At 46.0% G+C, this 24,472-nt stretch carries 22 protein-coding genes; 14 read left to right on the forward strand and 8 right to left on the reverse strand.

What is annotated here, in order from left to right:
• Window positions 1–15 precede the first annotated feature (15 nt).
• A complete protein-coding gene (locus AOT11_RS21230; protein ID WP_017422800.1) occupies window positions 16–1,104 on the forward strand; it encodes a ketoacyl-ACP synthase III in 1,089 nt (362 codons plus the stop codon).
• A gap of 70 nt (window positions 1,105–1,174) precedes the next feature.
• Here the strand turns inward: AOT11_RS21230 and AOT11_RS21235 are convergent, their stop codons facing one another.
• From AOT11_RS21235 to AOT11_RS21250, 4 genes are all read right to left on the reverse strand, one after another.
• On the reverse strand, window positions 1,175–2,491 hold the full coding sequence (locus AOT11_RS21235; protein ID WP_017422801.1) for a DUF1501 domain-containing protein: 1,317 nt from the start codon (window positions 2,489–2,491) through the stop codon (window positions 1,175–1,177).
• A gap of 10 nt (window positions 2,492–2,501) precedes the next feature.
• The gene (locus tag AOT11_RS21240; RefSeq protein ID WP_017422802.1) at window positions 2,502–4,067 is read right to left on the reverse strand and encodes a DUF1800 domain-containing protein; all 1,566 of its coding nucleotides are present in this window, start codon (window positions 4,065–4,067) and stop codon (window positions 2,502–2,504) included.
• Window positions 4,068–4,393: 326 nt separating this feature from the next.
• The gene (locus tag AOT11_RS21245) at window positions 4,394–6,097 is read right to left on the reverse strand and encodes an FAD-dependent oxidoreductase (protein WP_017422804.1); all 1,704 of its coding nucleotides are present in this window, start codon (window positions 6,095–6,097) and stop codon (window positions 4,394–4,396) included.
• Window positions 6,098–6,182: 85 nt separating this feature from the next.
• Complete coding sequence (locus AOT11_RS21250; protein WP_011081305.1) at window positions 6,183–6,368, reverse strand: YgaP family membrane protein; 186 nt, start codon at window positions 6,366–6,368, stop codon at window positions 6,183–6,185.
• Between the two features lie 152 nt (window positions 6,369–6,520).
• Here AOT11_RS21250 and AOT11_RS21255 point away from each other — a divergent pair, with 152 nt between their 5' ends.
• The 5 genes from AOT11_RS21255 (at window position 6,521) to AOT11_RS21275 (ending at window position 11,940) form a co-directional block, all read left to right on the forward strand.
• Window positions 6,521–6,832, forward strand: coding sequence for an ArsR/SmtB family transcription factor (locus AOT11_RS21255; protein WP_038941075.1), 312 nt, complete (start codon window positions 6,521–6,523; stop codon window positions 6,830–6,832).
• Window positions 6,833–6,847: 15 nt separating this feature from the next.
• Window positions 6,848–7,270 (forward strand): YeeE/YedE family protein, encoded by a 423-nt coding sequence (locus tag AOT11_RS21260; protein WP_017422805.1) that lies wholly within the window; start codon window positions 6,848–6,850, stop codon window positions 7,268–7,270.
• Between the two features lie 8 nt (window positions 7,271–7,278).
• A complete protein-coding gene (locus AOT11_RS21265; protein WP_017422806.1) occupies window positions 7,279–7,746 on the forward strand; it encodes a YeeE/YedE family protein in 468 nt (155 codons plus the stop codon).
• A 95-nt stretch (window positions 7,747–7,841) separates the two neighbouring features.
• On the forward strand, window positions 7,842–8,789 hold the full coding sequence (locus tag AOT11_RS21270; protein ID WP_223848387.1) for an efflux RND transporter periplasmic adaptor subunit: 948 nt from the start codon (window positions 7,842–7,844) through the stop codon (window positions 8,787–8,789).
• Between the two features lies 1 nt (window position 8,790).
• Window positions 8,791–11,940, forward strand: coding sequence for an efflux RND transporter permease subunit (locus tag AOT11_RS21275; RefSeq protein WP_026050836.1), 3,150 nt, complete (start codon window positions 8,791–8,793; stop codon window positions 11,938–11,940).
• Window positions 11,941–12,109: 169 nt separating this feature from the next.
• Here AOT11_RS21275 and AOT11_RS21280 read toward each other — a convergent pair whose 3' ends face one another.
• Entirely contained in the window at window positions 12,110–13,003 is an 894-nt protein-coding gene (locus AOT11_RS21280) for an endonuclease/exonuclease/phosphatase family protein (protein WP_017422809.1), read from the reverse strand.
• Window positions 13,004–13,299: 296 nt separating this feature from the next.
• Here AOT11_RS21280 and nrdD point away from each other — a divergent pair, with 296 nt between their 5' ends.
• From nrdD to AOT11_RS21300, 4 genes are all read left to right on the forward strand, one after another.
• Entirely contained in the window at window positions 13,300–15,420 is a 2,121-nt protein-coding gene (nrdD, locus tag AOT11_RS21285; protein WP_017422810.1) for an anaerobic ribonucleoside-triphosphate reductase, read from the forward strand.
• A gap of 74 nt (window positions 15,421–15,494) precedes the next feature.
• The gene (nrdG, locus tag AOT11_RS21290) at window positions 15,495–15,962 is read left to right on the forward strand and encodes an anaerobic ribonucleoside-triphosphate reductase-activating protein (protein WP_017422811.1); all 468 of its coding nucleotides are present in this window, start codon (window positions 15,495–15,497) and stop codon (window positions 15,960–15,962) included.
• Between the two features lie 310 nt (window positions 15,963–16,272).
• Entirely contained in the window at window positions 16,273–17,460 is a 1,188-nt protein-coding gene (locus AOT11_RS21295) for an amino acid aminotransferase (protein WP_017422812.1), read from the forward strand.
• Between the two features lie 13 nt (window positions 17,461–17,473).
• Complete coding sequence (locus AOT11_RS21300; RefSeq protein WP_017422813.1) at window positions 17,474–18,091, forward strand: ATP-dependent zinc protease family protein; 618 nt, start codon at window positions 17,474–17,476, stop codon at window positions 18,089–18,091.
• Between the two features lie 118 nt (window positions 18,092–18,209).
• Here AOT11_RS21300 and AOT11_RS21305 read toward each other — a convergent pair whose 3' ends face one another.
• Together AOT11_RS21305 and AOT11_RS21315 are read right to left on the reverse strand one after the other, a co-directional pair.
• Window positions 18,210–18,746: a hypothetical protein gene (locus AOT11_RS21305; RefSeq protein WP_017422814.1), complete on the reverse strand. Its 537-nt coding sequence runs from the start codon at window positions 18,744–18,746 to the stop codon at window positions 18,210–18,212.
• A 270-nt stretch (window positions 18,747–19,016) separates the two neighbouring features.
• Entirely contained in the window at window positions 19,017–19,385 is a 369-nt protein-coding gene (locus AOT11_RS21315) for a YgiW/YdeI family stress tolerance OB fold protein (protein ID WP_017422815.1), read from the reverse strand.
• A 154-nt stretch (window positions 19,386–19,539) separates the two neighbouring features.
• On the opposite strand from AOT11_RS21315, the gene AOT11_RS21320 reads away from it, so the two are divergent.
• From AOT11_RS21320 to modC, 4 genes are read left to right on the forward strand one after another with little or no spacing between them, the layout of a single operon-like run.
• On the forward strand, window positions 19,540–20,991 hold the full coding sequence (locus AOT11_RS21320; RefSeq protein WP_017422816.1) for a cobyric acid synthase: 1,452 nt from the start codon (window positions 19,540–19,542) through the stop codon (window positions 20,989–20,991).
• A gap of 10 nt (window positions 20,992–21,001) precedes the next feature.
• Window positions 21,002–21,757 (forward strand): molybdate ABC transporter substrate-binding protein, encoded by a 756-nt coding sequence (gene modA, locus AOT11_RS21325; protein ID WP_017422817.1) that lies wholly within the window; start codon window positions 21,002–21,004, stop codon window positions 21,755–21,757.
• The gene (gene modB, locus AOT11_RS21330) at window positions 21,754–22,440 is read left to right on the forward strand and encodes a molybdate ABC transporter permease subunit (RefSeq protein WP_017422818.1); all 687 of its coding nucleotides are present in this window, start codon (window positions 21,754–21,756) and stop codon (window positions 22,438–22,440) included. Before modA ends, modB begins: the two co-directional genes overlap by 4 nt.
• The gene (gene modC / locus AOT11_RS21335; RefSeq protein WP_017422819.1) at window positions 22,440–23,546 is read left to right on the forward strand and encodes a molybdenum ABC transporter ATP-binding protein ModC; all 1,107 of its coding nucleotides are present in this window, start codon (window positions 22,440–22,442) and stop codon (window positions 23,544–23,546) included. Before modB ends, modC begins: the two co-directional genes overlap by 1 nt.
• Window positions 23,547–23,563: 17 nt before the next feature.
• Here the strand turns inward: modC and AOT11_RS21340 are convergent, their stop codons facing one another.
• Window positions 23,564–24,472, reverse strand: coding sequence for a DMT family transporter (locus AOT11_RS21340; protein ID WP_026050838.1), 909 nt, complete (start codon window positions 24,470–24,472; stop codon window positions 23,564–23,566).

A 24,472-nucleotide genomic window follows, 5' to 3' on the forward strand; every position in this document is an offset into this window, starting at 1 on the left:
ATAAATAGGTCTAAGATGACAAATTATTACGCGGAAATTACCGGTTGGGGGAAATGTTTGCCACCAGCTGTCTTGTCAAATGACGATCTGAGTACCTTCCTTGATACGTCGGACGAGTGGATCCGAACTCGTACTGGTATTGAAAATCGCCGTATCAGTCATGTAAATACTTCTGACTTAGCCACCGTAGCAGCAAAACAGGCGTTAGCGCGTGCAGGCATTACGGCTCAAGATATCGATTTAATTATTGTTGCGACTTGCTCGCCAGATTCTCTGATCCCTAACATTGCATCAATGGTGCAAAAGAACCTTGAAATTGAAGCGGCCGCGGCGTTTGATCTTAACGCGGCATGTACAGGCTTCGTGTACGGTTTGGAAACAGGCACGCGTTTAATCCAATCTGGCGCATACCGTCATGCATTGATTATTGGTGCAGAAAGACTGTCGTTTTACATTGACTGGGCAATGCGCGATACCGCGGTATTGTTTGGCGATGGTGCTGGTGCCGTGGTGCTGTCTCGCACTGAAGAAGCGGTTGGCTTGCAAAACGCCAAAATTGGTTGTGATGCACAAGGCCGTGACATTCTTTCTGTGCCTAAGTTTGGTACTTCTATGGATCGTTTTGCTGCAGACAACGGTTACTGGGATTTCAACTTTGTCGGTAAGGAAATCTTCAAACGTGCGGTAAAAGGCATGGGAAGCGCAGCGGCTCATGTTCTTGCACACGCAGGGATGAGCAAAGATGACATTAATGTGGTGATCCCACACCAAGCGAACATCCGTATTATTCAAACCTTGTGTGACCTTTCTGGTATTGATCAAAGCAAAGCGTTTGTGAACATTCAGAAATATGGCAACACCTCTGCGGCCACTGTGCCTATCGCATTGTGTGAAGCGGTAGAACAAGGTTACATCAAAGCGGGTGACAACATTTTGTTAGCAGCATTTGGTGCGGGTTTGACGTGGGGTGCTGGCTTAGTGAAATGGGGCCAACGCGTCGAGGCAATCAGTGAAAGTGATGCTGTCTTGCCTGAGTGCGACAAGAGTGCACTAGAGCTATTGAAAAACGCGATTGAGCTATGTAACGCTCGCAGAGATAAGTAACTCTCTGATTAAAAAACAAATAGGGAACCATTTTGGTTCCCTATTTTTATTCTCTATAAATAGTCGTGCTTTATAAAAAACCGAGATCACCGTCTGGAAAATTAGCGAGATTAGGAAGGACATAACGCATCAGTTGCTCATCGTGAACCCCCATCCATTTTGCCAACGTCCCATGCACCTGATCGGCAGCGATGCGCGGAATTAAGCGACCTTTCGAATAATCATCCTCGCCATCAATTTTCAACGTTGGCCAGTGGCCAATGGCATTTTCACTGAGTACACCTTTCCCCATAATGATTTGGTGTCCTCCCCAACCATGATCGGTTCCGTTACCATTGCTCGCCATGCGACGCCCAAAATCTGACATAGTAAATGTGGTGACGCTGTCACTCATTTGATGTTCCCCCAATGCCTGGTGCAGAGCGTACATATTGTCGCTAAGGTCTTCCAATAGAGCTGGGTGCTGAGTCAACTGAGTGTCGTGCACATCGTAGCCAGTTTGTTTTACAAAGTAGATTTGGCGACTTTGTCCTAATGCTTGATGTTGGCTGATAAGCTTAAACACAGTATTGAGCTGCTTACCGAGATCAGACGAAGTAAACATCGGGTTATCGGGCACTGAGTCGAGCGTTTGGCTTAAAGTATGGCTCACCGCTCGTGAGTGATTGACCATACGGCGGAACTGACGTTGGAACGGTGACTCACTCTCAAAAGCCAGCATCTCGTCATAAAGATCGCTAAGCCCAGAATCGGCGAGGCCATTTAACTCTACAGCACGATCTTTACGAAGCACCACTTGCTGATATTCAGAGGCGCGTAGCCACAACGAGTCCCCGTGTACACTGTAGAGCGGTGTCACACTGCTTTGGCAAGACAGCGCGTCCAATAATCGGCCTGCCCAACCCAGGTTTATGCCTGAGTTGGCGGCACCTCGCATCCACTCATCAGATTGCGAATTGTGGGAAAACAGTTGCTCTGGCAGCATGGCGGTGCCATCGAGAATTTGCTGCTTTGTTGTGGGTTGACACAAGATCCCGGAATTAAGCACCACATTGGCGTCACCTTGGTTAAACACGCTAGCAAGCTTACTCATCGCAGGATGCAATCCCAATGTGACGGGTTTGCCTTGGTTGTCTTGCGCTTTGAGCGACAGAGGAATGATCTGTGATTGGCTTAGCGCAAGGTTGCCACGAACATTTTTATATTGCAGGTAGTGCTCGTTGTCTTTCGCTAATACGGTATTAATCGCATCATTGCCACCAGCAAGGTAGATACAAACCAATGCTTTGAAATCCGACCCAGCATGAGCCGGGAGTGAAAAGCCAAAAGTGCCAGCAAAACTAAGCGTTGCTGAAGCGTGTAAAAAATGTCTGCGTGAAAGTTTCATTTTCTTATCCTCACTTTTGGATAAAGAATTCTTCGCTCGATAGGGCGAGGAATAGAATCTGTGAAAGTTTGGTCTTGGCGACATAGCTTTCTGGATAGTCATTTAGCGTGTTCAGCAATAGGCTTTCTAGGGCATCTGACATTGCATCACCAAATAAACGCTCATTAATAAGATCGACTAAAGCTTGATGCTGATCCAAACGCTCGTAATAAGGAGCTAGGTTCATGTTCATGGTTGGATCGTTGTTACTCTTAATGGCGTAGTACATGTAGTTCACGACTTGGGTGTAGACGTTCCAATCTAGAAGCTCAAACTCTGGCGCGACTAAACCATTTTGCTCAAACTCTCCTTGAGGTGCGAAGTCTGGCGAATAAAAGTTAAATACGGAAGGCGCACGTAAGCCACCTTGATTGGCTACATTCAAAAAGGTTACCGCATTAATAAGCCTGTCGCTGGTGGGGGTGAGCTCAAAGGCACGGTGAAATTGTGTTAACACTAAAATCGGCTCTTTGATTTTGCTCGCACCGGCTTGGGCTTGCGGATCGGTCAGGATGGCGGAAAGCACCGCTTTGAGATCCCCACGAACCCCAGCACCATTATTGGCAAACACATTGGCAACGCGCTCGATGTACTCGGGACTCGGGTTTGAAGTGGTAAACCGCTGAATCAAAAGTCTCGATATAAAGGGAGCTACGTTAGGGTGCTGAAAGATAATATCCAGCACTAAATCAAGTTCAGCTTCTGGTTGCATGCCTGAAGGAATGGTGTGACCTAAAAACAACTTTTCACCACTATCGTGCGTACGTGCATTGGCCTTCATTGGCAGCAGGTAACTGTAGTCCGATCTCGACCAGCCAGTTAGCGAGCGCGCCAACTCCTGAATATCGTGCTGATGATAGGTGGCGAGTCGCTTACTGTTGGTGGTTTTGAATGAACCGTCCATATTGATCTGATGCAAGCCAAGAGTGAACAATTGCATGAGTTCACGAGCGAAATTTTCGTCGGGCAGAGCACCGGTAGAGGCATTTTCTTTTTTACTGCCCATCATTGATAGATAGCTACCCATGACTGGACTAATGGCGATCTCTTTTAATAACTCTCGATAATTACCAAATGCATGCTCACCCAGTTGGTCATAATACTGGCTAAGTGCTTGAGCTCTTGAACCAAATTGCCCGCCATAACGGGATACCACAACAATTTGGCTTAAAGCAAAAGCCATGCGTTGACGTAATTGATCTTCCGCTTGTATCGAAATTTGATACCAAGCGTTTTCACGATTGGCCTGTTCTCCTTTCGGGAATGGCGTTAAGTACAGGGTTTGATGTGAGGTAAATGGCAGTGAAAATTGATATTCAAGCCATGCTGTAATGCCCAAAGAATCTAGCTGTTGCTGAGTTTGTGGTGTTGGTCCAAAGGTGGTTTGATATAAAAATTGATATTGTTGTTGCTTGGTAAGATTATTGTTCTCACCGGCTATTACGACAGGTATAGAAATTAAAAATAAAATACCTAACAGCAGAGCATTTCTAATATTAATGTTCTGACGTTGTCTCATAATTGACTCTCTTACCATCCAAAAATGATAGCGTGGTTTTTAGCTCTATGAGCTGTAAAATAAACTACTAATCATTGGAAGCGCTTCTCCAAAATTATAGAGCGATAAACAGAACGCAGTGCAATTTTTTGTAAAAAATAAAGTGATGATATCTATCTTGTTGTTTTTTATGGAGTGTTAAATCTTCGATTAAATGCTGGTGGCTATTGATGGTATTAGAGTCGACATAAGTAGTGATAGCAATCGTACGAAAGTACCAAATTTCGTTATATTTTTTGAGCTTACTAAGAATGTAATAAAAAATAAGGGAAGCGATGCTTCCCTTATTTAATGCACTAATGAAATTAACATTTAGCGAACATATAAGTTCGATAACCACCCAGTAAATTGCGGGCTTTATAGCCGTTATTCACCAGTTGTCGATAGGCGACGTTACCGCGCAAGCCAACTTGGCAGTAGATGATGATCTCTTTGTCTTTTGGTAATTCATCCATTCGTTGGCGAAGTTGGTCCACCGGAATATTCATTGCGCCAGGCAAATAACCGCCTGCTTGCAGCTCACTAGGATTGCGCACATCGAGCAGTAGTTGGTCGTCGTTCAGGTGTTCAATCTCATCAAAATGAATCGCTTTTGCGTCGCCTTTGATTAAGTTGTTGGCGACAAATGCCGCTTGGTTGATGACATCTTTTGCACTGCCGTAAGGAGGCGCATAGGTCAGTTCAAGATGTTGAAGTTGCTCAACCGTCATACCCGCACGTTGAGCGACGGCCATGACATCGATACGTTTGTCGACACCGTCTTTTCCGACGGCTTGCGCACCAAAAATTTTGCCAGTTTTCGGATCAAACAACATTTTAAATGACACGATTTCAGCGCCTGGATAGTAACTCGCATGGCTTGCGGTATGGACGTAGACTTTTTCGTACTCGACACCATCTCGTTTGAGTTGTTTTTCGTTTTTACCTGTGGACGCAACGGCCAAATCGAAGATCTTACAAATCGCGGTGCCTTGAGTACCTTGGTAGCGCTCACTGCGGCCAAGCATGTTGTCAGCTGCCATTCGACCTTGACGGTTTGCCGGGCCAGCTAGGGGAACAAGTGTTTGTTTTCCTGTCACAAAGTCTTTTTCTTCTACTGCATCGCCAACGGCATAGATCGAAGGATCACTGGTTTGCATCATGTCGTTGGTGTAGATGCCGCCGAGCTCACCAATTTGTAGGCCTGCTTGCTGAGCCAGTTTGGTTTCTGGACGGACACCAATTGCCATAATCAGAACATCAGTGTTTAACGTATCCCCTGTACTCAGGCTCAGCGCTAAATGGCCAGAAATATGCTGATGTTGGATATCTTCACCCGCATTTTCGCTCGCAACATGATCATTGGCGATGTATTCAACGCTGGTTAAAGCAGTACCTAAACGTAAATCGATGCCTTTGGCGCGAATTTCAGCATGCGCAAAACCGGCCATCTCGCGATCAACCGGTGTCATCACTTGATCTGCCAATTCGAGTAACGTGGTCTTAATGCCTAATTGATGGAAGGCCTCCATCATTTCTAAGCCGATAAATCCACCCCCAACCACAGTGGCATGCTCGACGTTATTGGTTTGAATCGTTTGAATGATGCGATCCATATCTGGGATGTTACGCAAAGAATGGGTAAGAGGGTTATCGATACCAGGAATCGGTGGCACAACAGGCCCTGCTCCGGGGCTCAATAATAGGAAATCATAACTTTCAGCGTATTCGCTACCATCGATTAAGTTTTTGACGGTGACCGTTTTTTCGTGACGATTGATCGCAGTAATCTCGTTCATGACACGTACGTCAACATTAAATCGTGCGAGAAAGCTCTCTGGTGTTTGCAGAAGTAGCTTGCTGCGTTCTTTGATATCGCCACCAATGTGGTAAGGCAAGCCGCAATTCGCAAAAGAGACAAAAGGACCACGTTCAAACATGATTATCTGTGCATCTTCACTCAAACGACGTGCTCTAGCTGCTGCTGAAGCACCACCTGCGACGCCACCAACGATCACGATTTTAGTCATAATATTCAACCTCTGATTTTAGGATTGGACCGAATTGTAGAGCGAAAAGGCAAACAACTCTGACAACTCGGTCAAATAAAACGAATTACTTAAGGCCGAGCTTTTTAAGGAAAAAGACGGCTGGGCAAAAGCCCGTAAAGGCACTTTGAATCAAATTCAGGCCTACAAATACGGTCAACCAAACAAAATTTTCGTGAACGTATTGGGTAAGAACTAGAGATAGCAACACCATGCTACCGGCCAAAATGCGAACTCCGTTTTCAATCGTCATAACAAGCACTCTTCGTTGTTGATAGGCATACCATACATAAGTAAATTAGAAATGTCTAATAAAAATAAATCTAAATACAATAAATCTAAATTAGAGTTGACTAATGTTTGTGTTTGCGTAAGATTTAAACCAACGCAGGGGAGGTGGTTGTGATGAGCAATGACAAAGTAATTGATTTAGAGCAGATGAGAGAGAGCGCGGAAAGCGTTTCTGAGCTGTTAAAAATAGTCGCGCATCCTGAGCGATTGATGGTGTTGTGCCAGCTAACAAAAGGTGAAATCGGTGTTGGTGAGCTTCAACAAAGCTCAACCTTGAGCCAATCCGCGTTTTCACAGCATCTCACCGTCTTACGGAAACATGGTTTAGTTAAAGCGCGCAAAGCGTCTCAGCAAGTTTTTTATTCTTTAGCTGATCCCCGAATTGAAAAGCTGATCGGCAGTTTACAGTTTATTTTTTGTTCCTAATTTTGCGAGGAAGATATGACGTTTGTAGTACCTTGGGAGTCGTTGGCAGGAGGCATTTTACTTGGCATTTCTGCCTTAACCATGTTGTTGGTCAACGGCAAAGTGGCAGGGATTAGCGGTATTTTGACGGGATTACTCACCCCTAAATCGAGAGATTTTGCGTGGCGTTTGATGTTCGTTATCGGCATGGTGAGTGGTGGTGTTTTGGCCGTGACTTTCGGTGCGGCGAGCGCATCGGTCGCGTTACCCACATCAGGCGTATTAATCGCTGCAGCTGGGTTGTTAGTGGGCATCGGCACACGTTTAGGAAATGGATGCACTAGTGGTCACGGGATCTGTGGCATTGGCCGTTTATCAAAACGCTCTATCGTCGCAACGGCGATTTTTATGGCGGTAGCTGCCATGACGGTTTTTGTTCGACTTCACTGGATTTCTTAAGCTAGGGCATGAATAAAATGAATAATTTTGTCTTTCGATTGACGTCATTGATGGCGGGTATTTTGTTTGGTTTGGGGATGGCGATTTCAGGCATGACGGACCCCAATAAAGTGATTGGTTTTCTCGATATCGCAGGTCAATGGGACCCAAGCCTCATGTTTGTGATGGGCGGTGCATTGGCGGTGTTCATGCCAGGTTACTTCTTGCTAATACGCAAACAACAGAAACCGCTCAATGCCGAGGCATTTTGCTTAGCCAGTCAGCAAACTATCGATAAACGTTTGGTCGCGGGCGCAACGATCTTTGGTATTGGTTGGGGCTTGGCTGGAATTTGCCCTGGCCCTGCTGTGGCAAGTTTGGGGCTTGGTAACATTCAAATTGTGCTTTTCTTTGCCGCCATGATGGTCGGATTAGGTGTTACCAACTTACTGATTTGTTTAAAAAATGCGCGAGAAGTCAAAACAGAACTTGCATAACAAGACTATGCTGGAGTAAAGATCAAGGGAGATTATCTATGCAATGGTTTAAACACTCAGCACTCGCAATGGGATTGCTTTCTGCTGTGCCTGCGATGGCGCACGCCGAAACCTACATCACTGAACTGAAGACTGTCGAGCAATTCGTTGTCTTTGATGGCGTTGTCCAGCCCGTCAATCAAGGTACTGTCGCAGCGCAAACGTCGGGTACAGTCGTGGCGTTAAATGTGGATGTAAACGACTTCGTCAAGCAAGGTACGGTGTTGCTGGAAATCAGTGCGGTGCAGCAGTCGGCGGCGCTTGATTCTGCTTTAGCTCAGTTGGCGAGTGCCAAAGCGCAAAATACGGAAGCTCAAGCTCAAGTAAAGCGCTTTCGCCAGTTGATGCCAAAAGGCGCCATCTCCCAAGATCAAATGGATGCAGCGGAATCTCGTGCCAGAAGTAGTGCGGCTGCGGTCAAATCTGCAGAAGCCGCCGTTGCGCAAGCGAAAGAATCTCTCGGTTACACAAGTGTCACTGCTCCTTATGATGGCGTCGTGACTAAGCGCTTTGTTGAGTTAGGTGAAACGGTGGCTCCGGGCATGCCTTTACTCAGTGGGTTCTCGTTACAACAACTGCGTGTCGAAACGCAGATCCCGCAGAATTATCGCGCTTATGTTAAAGAACCGACTCAGTTTGTGATTGATAACGGGGCTGGTGAACAGGTTTCACCGCGCTCTTTCAATCTTTTCCAATACGCAGACTCGGCTTCTCATAGCTTTCCAATTCGCTTAAACCTACCGGAAAATCAGGCAAATTTCGTTCCTGGCTCTTGGGTTAAAACTCGTTTTACTTATGGGCAAAGAGCCCTCTTGTTAGTGCCTAAGCAAGCGGTGATCCGTCGCGCAGAACTGAGTGTGGTCTATCGGCTTGATGACAACAATAAACCCATCTTGAATCCGATTCGTTTAGGACAAGAGTTTGAGGATAGCTATGAAGTGCTTTCCGGCCTAGAAATCGGTGATCGAATTACCACGGATCTCATCAACGTCAAAGGTGAATAGTATGGATACACGACTCGGAATTTCGGGTCGCATTGCCGCGGCCTTTCAACATTCAGCCATGACACCTTTGCTCGCTTTGGTGGGGCTATTGATGGGGTTATTTGCTGTAATCGTTACACCCAAAGAGGAAGAACCACAAATAGATGTGACTTTTGCTGACGTGTATATCCCGTTTCCGGGCGCATCTCCTCAAGAAGTGGCCAGTTTGGTGACGACGCCTGTAGAGCAGGTGATCTCTGAAATTCAAGGCATCGATAAGATCTACTCCTTTTCTCAGCCTGATGGTGCGATGATCGTGGCGATCTTTGATGTTGGGGTCACGCGTAATGATGCCGTTGTGCGCATCTACAACAAACTCTATTCAAACAAAGACTGGATGCCACAAGGTGTTGGTGTCGGCGAGCCCGTGATAAAACCTCGCGGCATCGAGGATGTGCCCATTGTCACTGTGACCTTGTCTGATAAATCAGGGCATTATACTGGCCAACAACTCACGCAAATTGCTCACGGGCTTGAAACAGAGTTGAAAAGAATTGACGGAACTCGCGATATCTACACTGTGGGCGCGCATTCCACTATTGTGGATGTGCGTCTAGACCCTGTAAAAATGAACGCTTACGGCATTAGTATTAGTCAACTAAACCAAGTGTTGCCATCAGCGAATCGCCGCTCATCGATGTTGAGTTTAACTCATGATAATCAGCAAGTACCGTTACAGATTGGTGAGTTTCTCACTCATGTTGACCAGATCAAGCAACTGGTGGTGGGTGTGGCGAATGGTGCGCCAGTCTATTTCTCGGATATTGCTGATGTTGAACTTGGGGTAAACACGCCAACGCAAAATGTGTGGGCCAGTGATAAGCAGGGCCTTTACCCAGCCGTGACTTTGGCGATCGCGAAAAAGGGCGGTGAGAATGCGGTTGATGTCGCGCAAACGATAGAAGATCGCCTAGAGGTCTTAAAAAATCAGTTGATTCCGCATGACGTTGATATCGCCATCACACGTGATTACGGAAAAACCGCAGCGGATAAAAGCAACACGCTGATAGGCAAACTCGCTTTTGCAACTACGGCCGTGGTGTTGTTGGTGCTGCTGACGATGGGGTGGCGTGAGGCTCTGGTTGTGGGTATTGCCATCGTTGTGACCTTAATGATCACTCTCTTTGCCTCTTGGGCTTGGGGATTTACACTCAATCGCGTCTCTTTATTTGCCCTGATCTTCTCCATCGGCATTCTTGTGGATGACGCCATTGTGGTGGTTGAAAATATTCACCGTCATATGTCGATGGGTAAGAAAAAACTGGCAGAGCTAATCCCTGTAGCAGTGGACGAAGTGGGTGGGCCAACGATACTGGCAACACTAACAGTTATCGCTGCGTTGCTGCCGATGGCGTTCGTTTCTGGCCTAATGGGGCCCTACATGAGCCCAATTCCGATTAATGCTTCAATGGGGATGCTCATTTCGTTAGCCGTGGCTTTTGTGGTTTCTCCTTGGCTGTCGGGTAAGTTGCTAAAGTCAGGACAACACGAAGAGTCACACAAAGCCGATTCTATCTTCCATAAAATCATGTCGCCGTTTATTACCGCCAGATCGCAAGGGCGCAATCGCTTCTTGTTATTACTCGGTATTGTTGGGCTAATTGCTGCATCGGTGGCGTTGCCAGTGATGCAGGCGGTGGTGTTGAAAATGCTGCCTTTTGACAATAAGTCTGAGTTCCAAGTGGTGCTCGACATGCCAGAAGGGAGTTCACTTGAAAAGACTCAGAGAGTGCTTTTTGAAATGGCACAATCGCTTAACGAAGTGCCAGAGGTGAGTGACTATCAGATTTACGTCGGTAGCGCTGCGCCAATCAACTTTAACGGTTTGGTTCGCCACTACTTCTTACGCAATCAAGCTCATCAGGGGGATATCCAAGTGAATTTGTTGGATCGTCGTGAGCGAGAGAGAGACAGCCACGAGATTGCCAGTTCGGTACGCCCGATGCTTAACCAGATTGCCAGCCAGTTTGGCGGCAAAGTCAAAGTAGTGGAAGTACCGCCGGGGCCACCCGTTTGGTCGCCAATTTTGGCTGAGGTGTATGCGCCTACCGCCGAATTGCGCGCCGAGGCAGCGCGCCAAGTCAGAGACATTTTCAGAGAAACGCAAGATATCGTCGATGTCGATATGTACTTGCCTGAGATTCACCAAAAATGGCAAGTGGTGATCGACCGAAGTAAATCAGCCAATCTAATGGTGCCCTACAGTGACATCGTTGATGCTTTGGCGACGGCAGTGGGTGGTAAGCCAGTCACTTATTTGCACGCTGAACACAGCAAGTATCCAATCCCCGTGATGATTCAAGCAAATGAAAGTGCGAAAGTGCGCCTGGAGCAAGTGTTAAACATGCAGGTCGTCAGTCAAACGGGCAACCGATACCCATTGTCTGAGCTCGTGAGCATTCGTCAAACTAAGATGGAAGACTATATTGTGCACAAAAACCTTGTGCCTATGGTCATGGTGGTGGCGGATATGACTGGGGAAACGGACAGTCCGCTCTACGGTATGGCGGCTTTATCAGGAACCTTGTCTGAGCGTATGCCGCTAGAGCAATACTTCATTCATCAGCCAGATGGCCTTCAGGGGATTTCCATCATGTGGGATGGCGAGTGGACCATCACTTATGAAACGTTCCGTGATATGGGGATCGCTTACGCTGTGGGCATGGTGCTTATCTACTTGCTGGTGGTGGCGCAGTTTAAATCCTATTTAGTGCCATTGATCATCATGGCACCCATTCCACTGACCATTATTGGTGTGATGCCAGGGCATGCTTTGTTGGGCGCGCAATTTACCGCAACCTCGATGATCGGCATGATTGCGCTTGCAGGGATTATCGTGCGAAATTCCATTTTGCTGGTGGATTTTATTAACCAGCAAGTGGAAGAAGGGGTTGAGTTTGCGGAAGCGGTAATGCAATCAGCAGCGGTTAGGGCAAAACCGATTATGCTTACCGCGTTGGCTGCGATGATTGGAGCAGTGTTTATCCTTGATGATCCCATTTTTAATGGTCTGGCAATCAGCTTAATCTTTGGTATCTTCGTCTCGACGATTCTTACCTTGATAGTGATTCCTGTGCTCTATTACGCGGCAATGAAAAAGCGCTTTGTCTAGGCATTGGCGTGCGAACAAATCTCACCATTGAAGTGCAACAGACCTAAGTAACCAATTAACAAGAGCCCCGACGTAGGGGCTCGTATCTATATTTTAAATTTCTTTATTTCTAATTTCTTTAACTCTAAATTTTTCTCTATTTCTTTCTCTTGCTTATCATGACGATGCGTTAAGGTAAGGTCACTGTGGTTGAGACCGGGCAGTGATCGCTCAATTGATACTCCAACACATCGTTGCTGGTAAACAACCTCTGCTCTCCTTGTGAGGCACTTAAACCTTCGCTGATGATGATGTGGTCAATAAGTGAACGAAAAGAATGAACCTTATTGGGGTGTTTTTTGGAGCGAACCTTACAGTTTGCTTTGGTGTCTTCCGTCAACAAATGAATTTTGCCGGCACTGGTGAGTTCATTCATCAGCCAGTCATTACGATAAGCAAGGTTATGGTTGAAGTCTCCAAGCACAAGATAGGTTTGCTTGTTGTTATGCCTTTGGCTAATCCATTGGCCAAGTGCTTGGCTTTCAAGTCGGAGTGTTCGACAAGCATCATTGCCTTTATACGCTCCGCTACACCCCGCCTTGAGGTGAACGTTTAACACATGCACCTCATTTGAAGCGTTACCAATAATGACGTATGAGGCAAAGCGCAGCTTACTGTTGCCTTTGTTGAGTTGGATGTCACCGACGTCGCGAAAAGGAATGCCTTTCTTGATGGCAAATCCTGTGTATTGATTGATGTCATCGAATTGAAAACGCTGATAGCGCGGATTAGAGCGATCCGAAAACAGGATCTGATAGTTGGTTCCGACGACTTTTTTAATCGCGGCCAAGTCATTGACCTCCTGAAAGGCCAAAACATCGCTGTTGGTTTTTTGGAAGTACATTGCCAATTTGGCAAAATCCTCGTCATTACGGTGACTTTCTTTGACTCGTGCTGAAGCTGTGGACGAAAGCCATTCCATGTTCCAACTGGTGAACGTGATTGGTTGAGCGGCCAAAAGGGGCGTTGGCAAGAGTAAATAAACCAAGCCGGTGAAAAAGAGACCAAGCGCGTGCTTCAGCATAAGTAAATATTCCCTGTGTTTTTAGGCAGCCTTTATCATACAAGACCTTCAAAAATTTCAAGTAGAAATCGCCACATTTTTGCAATTTTCATGGTTTTCTTTATATCTGAGATCTCAGCCAATAAGATCGATTTGATCTTAATCCATCATCTTATTTTGTTGATCGAAATCAATACTTTTGCCTAGTGCTTTTCGTTTAATACGCCACAATATATAGTGCCAGTCGGATAAAAAATAACCCTATATAGTGTGTTTGTGGATAACTCTGTGAGTATGCTTAGGGTAAGGAGAATAAAGTGAAACCAATCGTAATCAAGCGTGATGGCTCAAGGGCTCCGTTTAGCAGGGATCGCATTCAGGCAGCAGTTGAAGCCGCCGCGGAAAACGTTGATAAAGAAATTGCTATTTATGCGCTCAATGTGGCGCTGGCAGTTGAGCTACAGCTAAAAGATCACGATGAAGTTCATATCCACGAAATCCAAACCCGCGTTGAAAACGAGTTGATGCAAGGTCCATACAAGTCTTTAGCTCGTGCGTACATTGAATATCGTCATGACCGCGATATTGCACGTGAGAAACAAAGCACCTTAACACGCGAAATTGAAGGCTTAATCGAAGAAAGCAACGTTGACTTAATCAACGAAAATGCCAATAAAGATGGCAAAGTGATCCCAACTCAACGTGATTTGCTTGCTGGCATTGTGGCTAAACACTACGCGAAAACGCACATTTTGCCACGTGATGTGGTTCAAGCGCATGATGAAGGTGATATTCACTATCACGATCTCGATTACGCGCCGTTTTTCCCAATGTTTAACTGCATGCTGATTGACCTGAAAGGCATGCTGACTCACGGCTTTAAAATGGGTAATGCGGAAATTGACACGCCTAAGTCAATTTCAACCGCAACTGCGGTGACTGCGCAAATTATCGCGCAAGTGGCGAGCCACATTTATGGTGGTACCACCATCAATCGCATTGATGAGATCCTTGAGCCGTATGTTAACGCGAGTTACGAAAAGCACTTAAAAATTGCCCAAGAGTGGGATATCCATAATCCAGAAGGTTTTGCCATCGCACGAACTGAGAAAGAGTGTTACGACGCATTCCAATCTTTGGAGTATGAAGTGAATACGCTGCACACTGCAAATGGGCAAACACCATTTGTGACGTTTGGTTTTGGTTTGGGTACAAGTTGGGCATCGAAATTGATTCAACAATCCATTTTGAAAAACCGTATTGCGGGTCTAGGCAAAAACCGCAAAACAGCGGTGTTCCCGAAACTGGTATTCGCCATTAAAGATGGTCTGAATCATAAACCAACCGATCCAAACTACGACATCAAACAACTGGCGTTAGAGTGTGCTTCTAAGCGTATGTACCCAGATATCTTGAACTACGACAAAGTGGTTGAGATCACCGGATCATTCAAAACGCCAATGGGCTGCCGTAGCTTCCTAGGCACCTACGAGGAGAATGGGGAACTGATTCACGAAGGTCGTAACAACCTTGGTGTGGTAAGCCTGAACTTGCCAAGAATTGCACTAAAAGCAGATGGCGATGAAGAGAAGTTCTATGCGCTATTGGATGAAAAACTGAAGCTAGCTCGTCGAGCGCTCGAAACGCGCATTAGCCGTTTAGAGAATGTTAAAGCTCGCGTAGCACCAATTCTATACATGGAAGGGGCTTGTGGTGTGCGTCTGAAAGCCGATCAACCTATCGCAGATATCTTCAAGCATGGGCGTTCGTCTATTTCGTTAGGTTACATCGGTATCCATGAAACCATTAACGCGCTGTTTGGTAATCAAACTCATGTTTACGATGACAATGAACTGCGTGAAAAAGCGTTGAACATTGTTAAACGCATGAAGAGCGCTGTCGAAGCGTGGACGGAAGAAACGGGTTATGGCTTTAGCTTGTACGGCACGCCAAGTGAGAACCTCTGTAGCCGCTTCTGCCGAATCGACACCAAAGAATTTGGTGTGATTGAAGGCGTGACAGACAAAGGTTACTACACCAACAGCTTCCATTTGGATGTTGAAAAGAAAGTAAACCCATACGACAAGATCGACTTTGAGATGCCGTACCCTGAAATTTCGAGTGGTGGTTTTATCTGTTATGGTGAATTCCCTAACATGCAAAAGAACGTCGAAGCGTTAGAAAATGTGTGGGATTACAGTTACAGCAAAGTGCCTTACTACGGTACCAATACACCGATTGATGAATGCTATGAGTGTGGTTATACCGGAGAGTTTGATTGTACGAGCAAAGGGTTTACCTGTCCGAAATGTGGCAATCATGACTCATCCAAGGTATCGGTCACTCGTCGCGTTTGCGGTTACTTAGGCAGTCCAGATGCGCGCCCATTTAACTTTGGTAAACAAGAAGAAGTGAAACGTCGCGTAAAACACCTGTAAATAACGCATTAGGTTTCATCCGTTATTCAATGAGCCAACCCCATCCGGTTGGTTCATTTTTTCCAGAGGTCAATATGAATTATCACCAGTATTATCCCGTCGATGTGGTTAATGGACCAGGTACGCGATGCACGCTGTTTGTTTCAGGCTGTGTTCATCAATGTCGTGGTTGCTACAATCAATCGACGCAGCGTTTAGATTCTGGTGTGCCGTTTACGCAAGAAGCGGAAGATAAAATCATTGCGGATCTTAATGACACTCGTATCAAACGCCGTGGTTTATCGCTCTCTGGCGGGGATCCATTGCATCCAGCAAATGTGGCCGATATTTTGCGTTTGGTAAAGCGCGTCAAACAGGAATGCCCGGAGAAAGACATCTGGGTTTGGACGGGATACACGCTTGATGAGCTTGACGAAGCTCAACGACAAATACTGCCATACATCGACACATTGATAGACGGTAAGTTTGAGCAAGACAAAGCGGACCCAAGCTTGGAATGGCGGGGAAGCGCGAATCAAATCATTCATTGCTTTAAGCTCTAGTTTCTAAATCGTGTATGAAGCGCAGAATCAGCGCTTAAGTTCTGCAATGCAGTCTATGTTAGTTGGTTTGAGCCAGGAAATGTCGAAATTCCGTTTTTAGAGACGCCTTCTGCAGGGAGAGAGTTCGACACGGAATAAAACGCTACCGGTGAGTGCCTAGATGACAAAGGTGCGCTTGCTGATAGCGTTTTATTCTTTAATTACCGTCGTCAGAAAAAATATGTTTCGAAGTTAGACGCTTTGATGTTAAGTTTTATCGCACTATCTGGAGATAACTCCGTAACTTGAATTTCAAAGGGTTGTGACTTTCATGTTCTCTCAATTACCAACACCAGCTTTAGATCCTATTCTTTCTCTTACCGTTGCTTTTCGTAACGATCCCCGTGACCAAAAAGTAGACCTTGGCATTGGCGTATACAAAAACAACAAAGGCGAAACGCCAATCATGCGTGCGGTGTCCCAAGCGCAAAAAATCGTTGCTGATACACAGACAACCAAGTCGTACGTCGGCCTTGCAGGATGTGAAGAGTTTAACCAATCGATGGTGAATTTATTGCTTGCGGGCACTTCCGTACTTGACCGAGTGAGTGCGATTCAAACACCGGGAGCCAGTGGCGCACTGCGTATGCTTGGAGATTTGATGAAAGTAGCGCAACCAGACACCACCGTTTGGATCTCTAACCCTAGTTATGTGAACCATAAGCCTGTGATGGAAGCTGCAGGGTTGAAAGTGCGTTATTACCGCTACTTCAGCCCAGAAACCAAGCAAGTCGACATCGGCCAGATGTTAGATGATCTTGCTACTGCCGGTCCAAAGGATGTCGTACTGCTTCATGGTTGTTGTCACAACCCAACGGGTGCAGACATCGATTTTTCTGCTTGGCAAGCCATCACCGATTTAGCAGTGAAGAATGGTTTCACTCCATTTGTTGATATTGCCTACCAAGGCTTTGGTGATGGCCTGGAAGAAGATGCAAAAGGTCTGCAGTTCATGGCTGACCGTGTTGAAGAAATGCTGATTACCACTTCATGTTCGAAGAATTTTGGCCTTTATCGTGAACGTACTGGCGCGGCAATTGTGATTGGCAAAAACGCAAAAGAGTCATCTAACGCGAAAGGTAAGTTGCTGACACTAGCGCGCTCAACGTACACCATGCCGCCTGACCACGGTGCTGCATTGGTCAAAACAATCCTACAAAATGTCGAACTTACAACCACTTGGAAGCAAGAGTTGTGTGAAATGCAGCAACGTTTGTTAAACCTGCGTCAAACTTTATGTAATGAATTGAGAAATCAACACAATACGTCACAATTCGACTTCATTGAAAGCCACAAGGGTATGTTTACTGTGCTAGGCTTTACACCTGAGCAAATGGGAACGCTACGAGATGAATATGGAATTTATGGTGTAGGTGACGGGCGAATTAACATCGCTGGTCTTACAGAAGCTCACATTCCATACGTGGCAGACGCGATAGTCAAAGTCTCACAACGTTAATGCAGGTGATTGGATGAAGAATTTGAAACTTATTTTGCCATTACTACTTAGCGGCGGCTTAACTGCTTGTGCAGTGACACCCGCAACGGTAGATTCTTCAGCAGAAAATAAGTCGGAAATTAAAGAAGAACCAGTAAAGCAGACAAAACCTCAACCCAAGCCAGATCGACCAGTGCTCGAGCTTAAAGCCCACAAAACATCCGATGGAAAGTTGATCCTTGGTGAAGAAGAGTGGGTATATGTTCCGGGGTTAAATGAGGTGTTTAAGTCTCGAATTGATACTGGAGCAACAACTTCATCCATTAGTGCGGTTGATTTGGTTGAGTTTGAACGTGATGGCAAAGATTGGGTTAAGTTCAAAATCGAGCATGATGGCATCAACAGTAACGAAATAGCGTTACCTGTTGAGCGTTGGGTTCACATTCGCCAATCCAGTGCGGAAGGAACGCAAAAGCGCGCTGTCGTTCTAGCTTGGATTCAAATTGGCGATCTCAAAGAAAAAACCGAGTTCACGCTAACTGACAGAACGCATTTAACTTTCCCTGTATTGTTAGGGCGTAGCTTCTTCAAAGACGTTGCAATTGTCGATGTTTCACAGAAATACGTGCAAGATAAGCCGACAACGAAGTAACGAAAAGCGAACACGATAACTACTACGAACAAAGGGCCAATTTGGCCCTTTGTTTTTGTTCAACGCTTGTTGTGTGTGGCTTCTAAAAAGAGACTAGAAGAAACAAGAAGCTAGGGAGTTAGAACATAAAGTTGACCGACATTAGGATCTGATGTCCATAAGTGCCGTTATTACGAAGGTCTGCCCCGATAGAAAGTTGTTGAGTTGAATGGAATCGGGCGCCGATACCTACAATAGAGTTGCTGCTGTCATTGGAGATCAATTGCCCCAATCGTCCATGAACTTCGACATTTTGCATCAACCAAACACGAGCACCAATATTGACTTCGGTTTTCCATTCATCACCAATTTTATCGCTCGATTTGTTTTTAATGTTGTGAATCAGCATTTGGCCGTAAATATCGGCAAACTGCCCCATAGGACCATTAAAACCAATACCACCAGCAAGATCCCAGTCCCCACTAAATTCACTGTCGAAGCGTCCGATAAAGTGTGTATTTTCCGTGAAGTAAGTGTTGAACTCCGCACCGAAAGTGCCTGGGCTTGACCCCATTCGCACCTCAAACATGTTGTAGTTGAAGTTGTTTGCACTTGCTGTTATTGGGAGCAAAGTACATACACCCAACAAGGTTGTTTTGAGAGCTTTACCTAGCATGAGATCTCCAAAGCCAAAAAATTAACGCCCGTATTTTACAAAAAAAGCCTGCAAATAGCAGGCCAAACTTAAAAATAATATGACGTATACCCAAACTACTTGGAGTTGCAGGTAGGCGGCAAGTGAGGTCATCCCCGTGAACATAGACAGACTATGTGATTGGGGTGAACGTGCGTAGCCAACACCGCTGCAGCTTCAAGTAGGAAGGGTATAAATGAGTGTATTAAGCGAAAAGCGATCGTACTCGTACCACTCTGGCTATTTCGTATGTTAAAGCAGCGTCAAACTATCGACTTCAATTTCTGGGGTATTGCCGCCTTCAAACTCACCAAATAAGCGCAGGCGCGTATTGCTGTTAATGGTTTGCGTAAAACGAATATCGTCATCGAGCTCTACTTGAATCTCGGCGCTGCCATCGGTGAAAATATAGGTATCTTTATTGAGCTGGCGGACCAAAGTGCCTTCAACGACGACATCTTTCTCCGTAAACATATTTGAATCTTTCAGTAGTTCGGATACGACCGATACATTCACCGGACCATCAAAACTGATACCTTGTGCTGTTGAAGAGTTGTTGGCGAGCGCGATGGCTGGTGTGGTTGTCAAAGCAGCGATTGCGATAATAAGTGTTTTGTTCATGTTCTTTTCCTATGTTTAACCGAGGTTGTTTCGATAGGGGTATTAGAACAAAACGGATTTGAATGGTTGCTTAGCGCTTGATTCATATTGGATTCATTTTCTAAAGTGTCAAAAAAGGCTAAAATAGGCCTCCCTTGAATAGCGACGATAAAAAATGGAAGCAAAAGTAACCACGCTCATGGTGCAAGGCACTACCTCTGATGCGGGAAAAAGCGTATTGGTGGCAGGTCTCTGCCGCGTATTGGCTCGTAAAGGCGTAAACGTTGCTCCTTTCAAACCACAAAATATGGCCCTCAATAGTGCGGTGACGAAAGAAGGTGGTGAAATAGGTCGAGCTCAGGCGGTTCAAGCGCAAGCATGTCGCATTGAACCGAGTGTCCACATGAATCCTGTTTTGATCAAACCCAACAGCGATACTGGTGCTCAGATCATTTTGCAAGGTAAGGCATTAACCAATATGGATGCCTATGGCTTCCACAATTACAAAAAAGTGGCGATGGATACGGTAATGGACTCCTTCGCTCGTTTAAAAGATGAATATCAAGCCATCATGATCGAAGGAGCCGGCAGCCCTGCCGAAATCAATTTGCGTCAGAATGATATTGCCAACATGGGTTTTGCAGAAGAAGCCGATGTCCCAGTGATTATCGTCGCTGATATCGATCGTGGAGGCGTTTTCGCCCACCTTTATGGCACATTGGCATTGCTCTCGCCATCTGAACAAGCGCGAGTGAAGGGATTCGTTATAAACCGTTTTCGCGGTGACATTAAGTTGCTTGAATCGGGCCTTGATTGGCTCGAAGAGAAAACAGGTAAGCCCGTCATTGGCGTTCTACCATTTCTTCATGGGTTGAACCTCGAGGCCGAAGATGCGATTACCTCACAACAAGAGTTGTCGGGAGAGGTTAAGCTAAAAGTCGTGGTTCCGGTGCTGACGAGGATTAGTAATCATACGGATTTCGATGTGCTCAGACTGCATCCCCAAATTGACTTGCGTTACGTAGGTAAAGGAGAGCGATTAGAGCGCGCAGATTTGATCATTTTGCCTGGTTCCAAATCAGTGCGCGATGACCTTAAATACCTTCGAGAACAAGGATGGGACAAGGATATTCTGAGACATTTGCGCTTCGGTGGTAAAGTGCTAGGGATCTGTGGTGGCTACCAAATGTTAGGGGAGTCGATTAGCGATCCGTTTGGCGTTGAAGGTGAACCCGGTGAAAGTGTCGGGCTAGGCCTCTTAAAAACACGCACAGAACTAACCCAAGATAAGTGTTTGATTAACACTAAAGGGCAGTTATCACTAAACGGAAAACACGTTAACGTGTCAGGCTATGAGATTCACGTTGGGCGCTCGCAAGTGAATGAACATCAACCGATCACCAAAGATGATGGCCAACTTGAAGGCGCCCTAAGCGAATGCGGGCAGATCATGGGCAGTTATTTACATGGTTTCTTAGACTCTGAAGCCGCATTAGAGCTGATTTGTGAGTGGGTCAATGGTGTGCAAATCAAGGCACAGAATCACGAACAACTAAAGGAGCAGGCGATAGACCGGATCGCTGATGCCATTGAAGAACATTTGGATCTGAGTCTATTGGGCATATAGAGAGCGAAGTATGATGAAAAAATGGCTGAGTTTACTGCTGCTACTGCTAGCGCCTGTGGTAAGTGCTCAACAAACAACGCGCGTTTATGCCGCATCGTCACTGACGAATGCCATCAATGATGTCATTGAGAGTTACGAACGTCAGAGTCATCAAAAAGTACAGGCAATTTACGGTGGCTCCTCATCCCTCTCAAGGCAGTTGCTCAGCGGTGCACCGGGCGACATTTTTATCTCTGCCAATAGCCAATGGATGGACTATCTAGTTCAACATGGGGTTATCAAAAGCGACAGTGTCACTAATTTGCTGTCCAATAATTTGGTTGTTATTACCAATAAAAACAACAGTATAACTCTTGATGTTTCATCCAAAGCACAGTGGCAGAGACTACTCACAGGCAATTGGCTCGCCCTAGGAGATACCAACTCCGTACCTGCTGGTATGTACGCCAAGCAAATGTTGCAAAATGCCGATGTGTGGAATGTAGTGTCGAGCCATGTGGCGCCGAGTAAAAACGTTCGTTTGGCCCTGGCGTTAGTAGAGCGAGATGAAGCAAAGCTTGGCGTCGTTTACCAAACCGATGCGCGAATGTCGCAGAAAGTGAAGATACTAGTGACACCTGAGCAAGCGCTTTATGATCCCATTACTTATCCTGCTGGATTGATCAGTCAATCCGAATCCGCTAAGGCATTTTTCAATTATCTTATGGGCCAAGAAGCCACTGCCATATTTCAAAAGCATGGCTTTACAACGTTGGAGAAACCGTGAGCGAACTCGAACACCAAGCGCTAATACTTAGCCTAAAAGTGGGTTTTTATACGGTGATCTGGTTACTGCCATTTGGCGTGTTTTTCGCTTGGCTATTGGCGCGAAAATGCTTTCCGGGCAAAACCCTACTTGATAGCGCAATACATCTTCCTTTGGTTCTTCCTCCGGTTGTGATTGGTTATTTGTTGCTTATCGCTATGGGGCGCCAAGGCGTGCTGGGGCGCTGGTTATATGAGATGTTTGGGATTTCTTTTGCCTTTAACTGGAAAGGGGCGGTATTGGCTTGTTGGGTCGTTGCGCTACCTTTGATGGTGCGTTCTATTCGAATCAGTTTAGAAAGTGTCGACAGCAAACTAGAACAAGCAGCGGCGACGCTTGGTGCATCACCAACAAAAGTCTTTCTCACCATCACATTACCTCTGATGCTGCCCGGGATCATTTCGGGATCGATGTTGGCGTTTGCGCGCAGTCTCGGAGAGTTTGGCGCGACCATCAGCTTTGTTTCCAATATTCCCGGCGCAACACAAACTTTGCCTCTTGCCATGTTCAATTTTATTGAGACACCGGGTGCAGAAGCGCAAGCGGCAAGGCTGTGTGCCATTTCAATTGCTATCGCGCTGTCGACTTTACTGGTGTCAGAATGGCTGAACAGAAAAGCCAAACAACGATTGGGAGCGAAGTGATGAAGGGGCTTCAAGTTGCGTTCAAACAAACGTTGGGCCACGTTGTTTTCGACATCGAATTACAACTTCCGGCTAAAGGTGTTAGTGCGATTTTTGGTCGTTCTGGTGCAGGTAAGACGTCAATTATCAATGTGATCAGCGGACTAACTCAGCCCGAACAAGGGCGTATAGCGCTTAACTCGGAAGTACTGTTTGATTCTGCTTTAGGCATTAATGTCCCCGTACACCAAAGGAATATTGGTTATGTATTCCAAGATTCGCGCTTATTTCCTCACTATCATGTTGAAGGTAATTTGAAGTATGGCATCAAACAGTACGACGCAGAGATGTTTGGCAAAGTGGTGACACTCCTCGCGCTACAACCGTTGCTAAAACGCTATCCTGCGTCTTTGTCTGGCGGTGAAAAACAACGCGTTGCGATTGGCCGTGCGCTGTTATCATCACCTAAGATTCTGTTGATGGATGAGCCGCTGGCCTCGCTTGATATGCCGCGGAAAAAAGAGGTGCTTCCTTTTCTTGAGAAGCTCTCAGAAAGTTTCGAAATTCCCATTGTGTATGTCACCCATAGTCTGCAAGAGATTTTGCAATTAGCGGATCACCTCACGGTGTTGGATCGAGGTCGGATTGTCGCTTCCGGTTTGTTGTCTGAAGTGTGGTCTTCGCAAGCAATGCGCCCGTGGCAATCGTTCTCCGAACAAAGCACTTTGTTTAATGCCAACATTGCAGAGCAGCACCCTCAATACGCTTTGACACGTGTCATGCTTTCATCATCATCGTCGCTGTGGGTGCAAAAGATTGATGCGCCCCTTGGCAGTGATATTCGTCTGCAGGTGCGAGCGAATGATGTGTCCATTACGCGCGTTCAACCGCAAAAAACCTCTATTCGTAATATTATTGAGGCCAAGGTCGAGCGCATTGAGAAAAGACACCCAGCGGAAGATAAAGAGAGCATTGCGGTTAAACTGGCGTTAACACAGGATTGTTTTCTATGGGCGACCATTACCCCGTGGGCGTTGGACGATCTTAATCTGAAACAGGGTGACCGTGTGTTTGCACAAATCAAAGGGGTGAGTGTGACCCAAAGAGATATCGCACTCACGCATTAGTTTATTGGTGTTATGAATTAATTGGTGACAACGTCACCTTCTTGTCGCTTCTGACGCTTTTTAGCAGAAAGCAACCCGACAATTTGCGGCAGAAGTGACATTAATATCATCCCGGCCATCAGGGAAAACTGATGCAAAGTATAAGACTCACCAACCAGTAGAACCCCACATACGATACCGGCAACAGGATTTGCAATCCCGCCGAATGTAAAATCGACCACAGACATGCGTTGTAATAGCCAAACGTACAAGCCGTATCCTAGCGCTGTATTCATTAAAATTATCCAACCGAGGCCAATCAAATTTTGGCCGTCTAGCTGTTCCCATGCTTGATAGTACGGAGTGGGCTCAGCAACGAACTGAGCGAACGATGCAAGCGACAATACGATGCCACCAAAGATCAATTGCCAGGTAAGGATAAGCCACCAGTGCATCTCTGTTCCGAGTGATTTGGTTATACGACTGCCAATAATAATGCAGAAAATCGCAGACAACATGGCCAACAATCCGATGGGATTGAGGGCCAAGTGGCGAGGATCAAACAAGAACCAAGCAAAACTAATCAATCCGAAACCGCATAAAGCTTGAACTTTACTCGGCGCTTGTTTGGCGACAACCCAATGAAAAAGCATCGCGAAAACAGGCACAGATATCATGCCTACACCAGAGATTGCAGATGGTAGCGTCAACGCCATCACGAAAATGAGTGTAAAAAAGGCCGCAATGTTGATGGTTCCAAGCTTAATCAAGGTGACGACTTGGCGACGATTCGGCAACATGGGTTTAACCAATAGTAAAAGTAACCCTGCGGGTAACGCTCTTAATGCACCAAGTAACAGCGGTGGCCAGTCAGCCAACGTTGCTTGTGTCACAGCGTAGGTCGTTCCCCAAAAAAAGGCAGGTATCATAGCAATAAGTATGTTCAT

It is taken from the genome of Vibrio vulnificus NBRC 15645 = ATCC 27562, assembly GCF_002224265.1.
Classification (GTDB): Bacteria; Pseudomonadota; Gammaproteobacteria; order Enterobacterales; family Vibrionaceae; genus Vibrio; species Vibrio vulnificus.

What these genes read in the sequence shown, in the direction of transcription:
- AOT11_RS21280 (WP_017422809.1), bottom strand. Translation starts at nt 13,003, where the DNA reads ATGCTGAAGCACGCGCTTGGTCTCTTTTTCACCGGCTTGGTTTATTTA.
- AOT11_RS21240 (WP_017422802.1), bottom strand. Translation starts at nt 4,067, where the DNA reads ATGGTAAGAGAGTCAATTATGAGACAACGTCAGAACATTAATATTAGA.
- AOT11_RS21305 (WP_017422814.1), bottom strand. Translation starts at nt 18,746, where the DNA reads ATGCTAGGTAAAGCTCTCAAAACAACCTTGTTGGGTGTATGTACTTTG.
- nrdG (WP_017422811.1), top strand. Translation starts at nt 15,495, where the DNA reads ATGAATTATCACCAGTATTATCCCGTCGATGTGGTTAATGGACCAGGT.
- AOT11_RS21230 (WP_017422800.1), top strand. Translation starts at nt 16, where the DNA reads ATGACAAATTATTACGCGGAAATTACCGGTTGGGGGAAATGTTTGCCA.
- AOT11_RS21315 (WP_017422815.1), bottom strand. Translation starts at nt 19,385, where the DNA reads ATGAACAAAACACTTATTATCGCAATCGCTGCTTTGACAACCACACCA.
- AOT11_RS21235 (WP_017422801.1), bottom strand. Translation starts at nt 2,491, where the DNA reads ATGAAACTTTCACGCAGACATTTTTTACACGCTTCAGCAACGCTTAGT.
- AOT11_RS21265 (WP_017422806.1), top strand. Translation starts at nt 7,279, where the DNA reads ATGAATAAAATGAATAATTTTGTCTTTCGATTGACGTCATTGATGGCG.
- modA (WP_017422817.1), top strand. Translation starts at nt 21,002, where the DNA reads ATGATGAAAAAATGGCTGAGTTTACTGCTGCTACTGCTAGCGCCTGTG.
- AOT11_RS21245 (WP_017422804.1), bottom strand. Translation starts at nt 6,097, where the DNA reads ATGACTAAAATCGTGATCGTTGGTGGCGTCGCAGGTGGTGCTTCAGCA.
- AOT11_RS21270 (WP_223848387.1), top strand. Translation starts at nt 7,842, where the DNA reads ATGGCGCACGCCGAAACCTACATCACTGAACTGAAGACTGTCGAGCAA.
- AOT11_RS21340 (WP_026050838.1), bottom strand. Translation starts at nt 24,472, where the DNA reads ATGAACATACTTATTGCTATGATACCTGCCTTTTTTTGGGGAACGACC.
- AOT11_RS21255 (WP_038941075.1), top strand. Translation starts at nt 6,521, where the DNA reads ATGAGCAATGACAAAGTAATTGATTTAGAGCAGATGAGAGAGAGCGCG.
- AOT11_RS21260 (WP_017422805.1), top strand. Translation starts at nt 6,848, where the DNA reads ATGACGTTTGTAGTACCTTGGGAGTCGTTGGCAGGAGGCATTTTACTT.
- AOT11_RS21250 (WP_011081305.1), bottom strand. Translation starts at nt 6,368, where the DNA reads ATGACGATTGAAAACGGAGTTCGCATTTTGGCCGGTAGCATGGTGTTG.
- modC (WP_017422819.1), top strand. Translation starts at nt 22,440, where the DNA reads ATGAAGGGGCTTCAAGTTGCGTTCAAACAAACGTTGGGCCACGTTGTT.
- AOT11_RS21275 (WP_026050836.1), top strand. Translation starts at nt 8,791, where the DNA reads ATGGATACACGACTCGGAATTTCGGGTCGCATTGCCGCGGCCTTTCAA.
- AOT11_RS21320 (WP_017422816.1), top strand. Translation starts at nt 19,540, where the DNA reads ATGGAAGCAAAAGTAACCACGCTCATGGTGCAAGGCACTACCTCTGAT.
- AOT11_RS21295 (WP_017422812.1), top strand. Translation starts at nt 16,273, where the DNA reads ATGTTCTCTCAATTACCAACACCAGCTTTAGATCCTATTCTTTCTCTT.
- AOT11_RS21300 (WP_017422813.1), top strand. Translation starts at nt 17,474, where the DNA reads ATGAAGAATTTGAAACTTATTTTGCCATTACTACTTAGCGGCGGCTTA.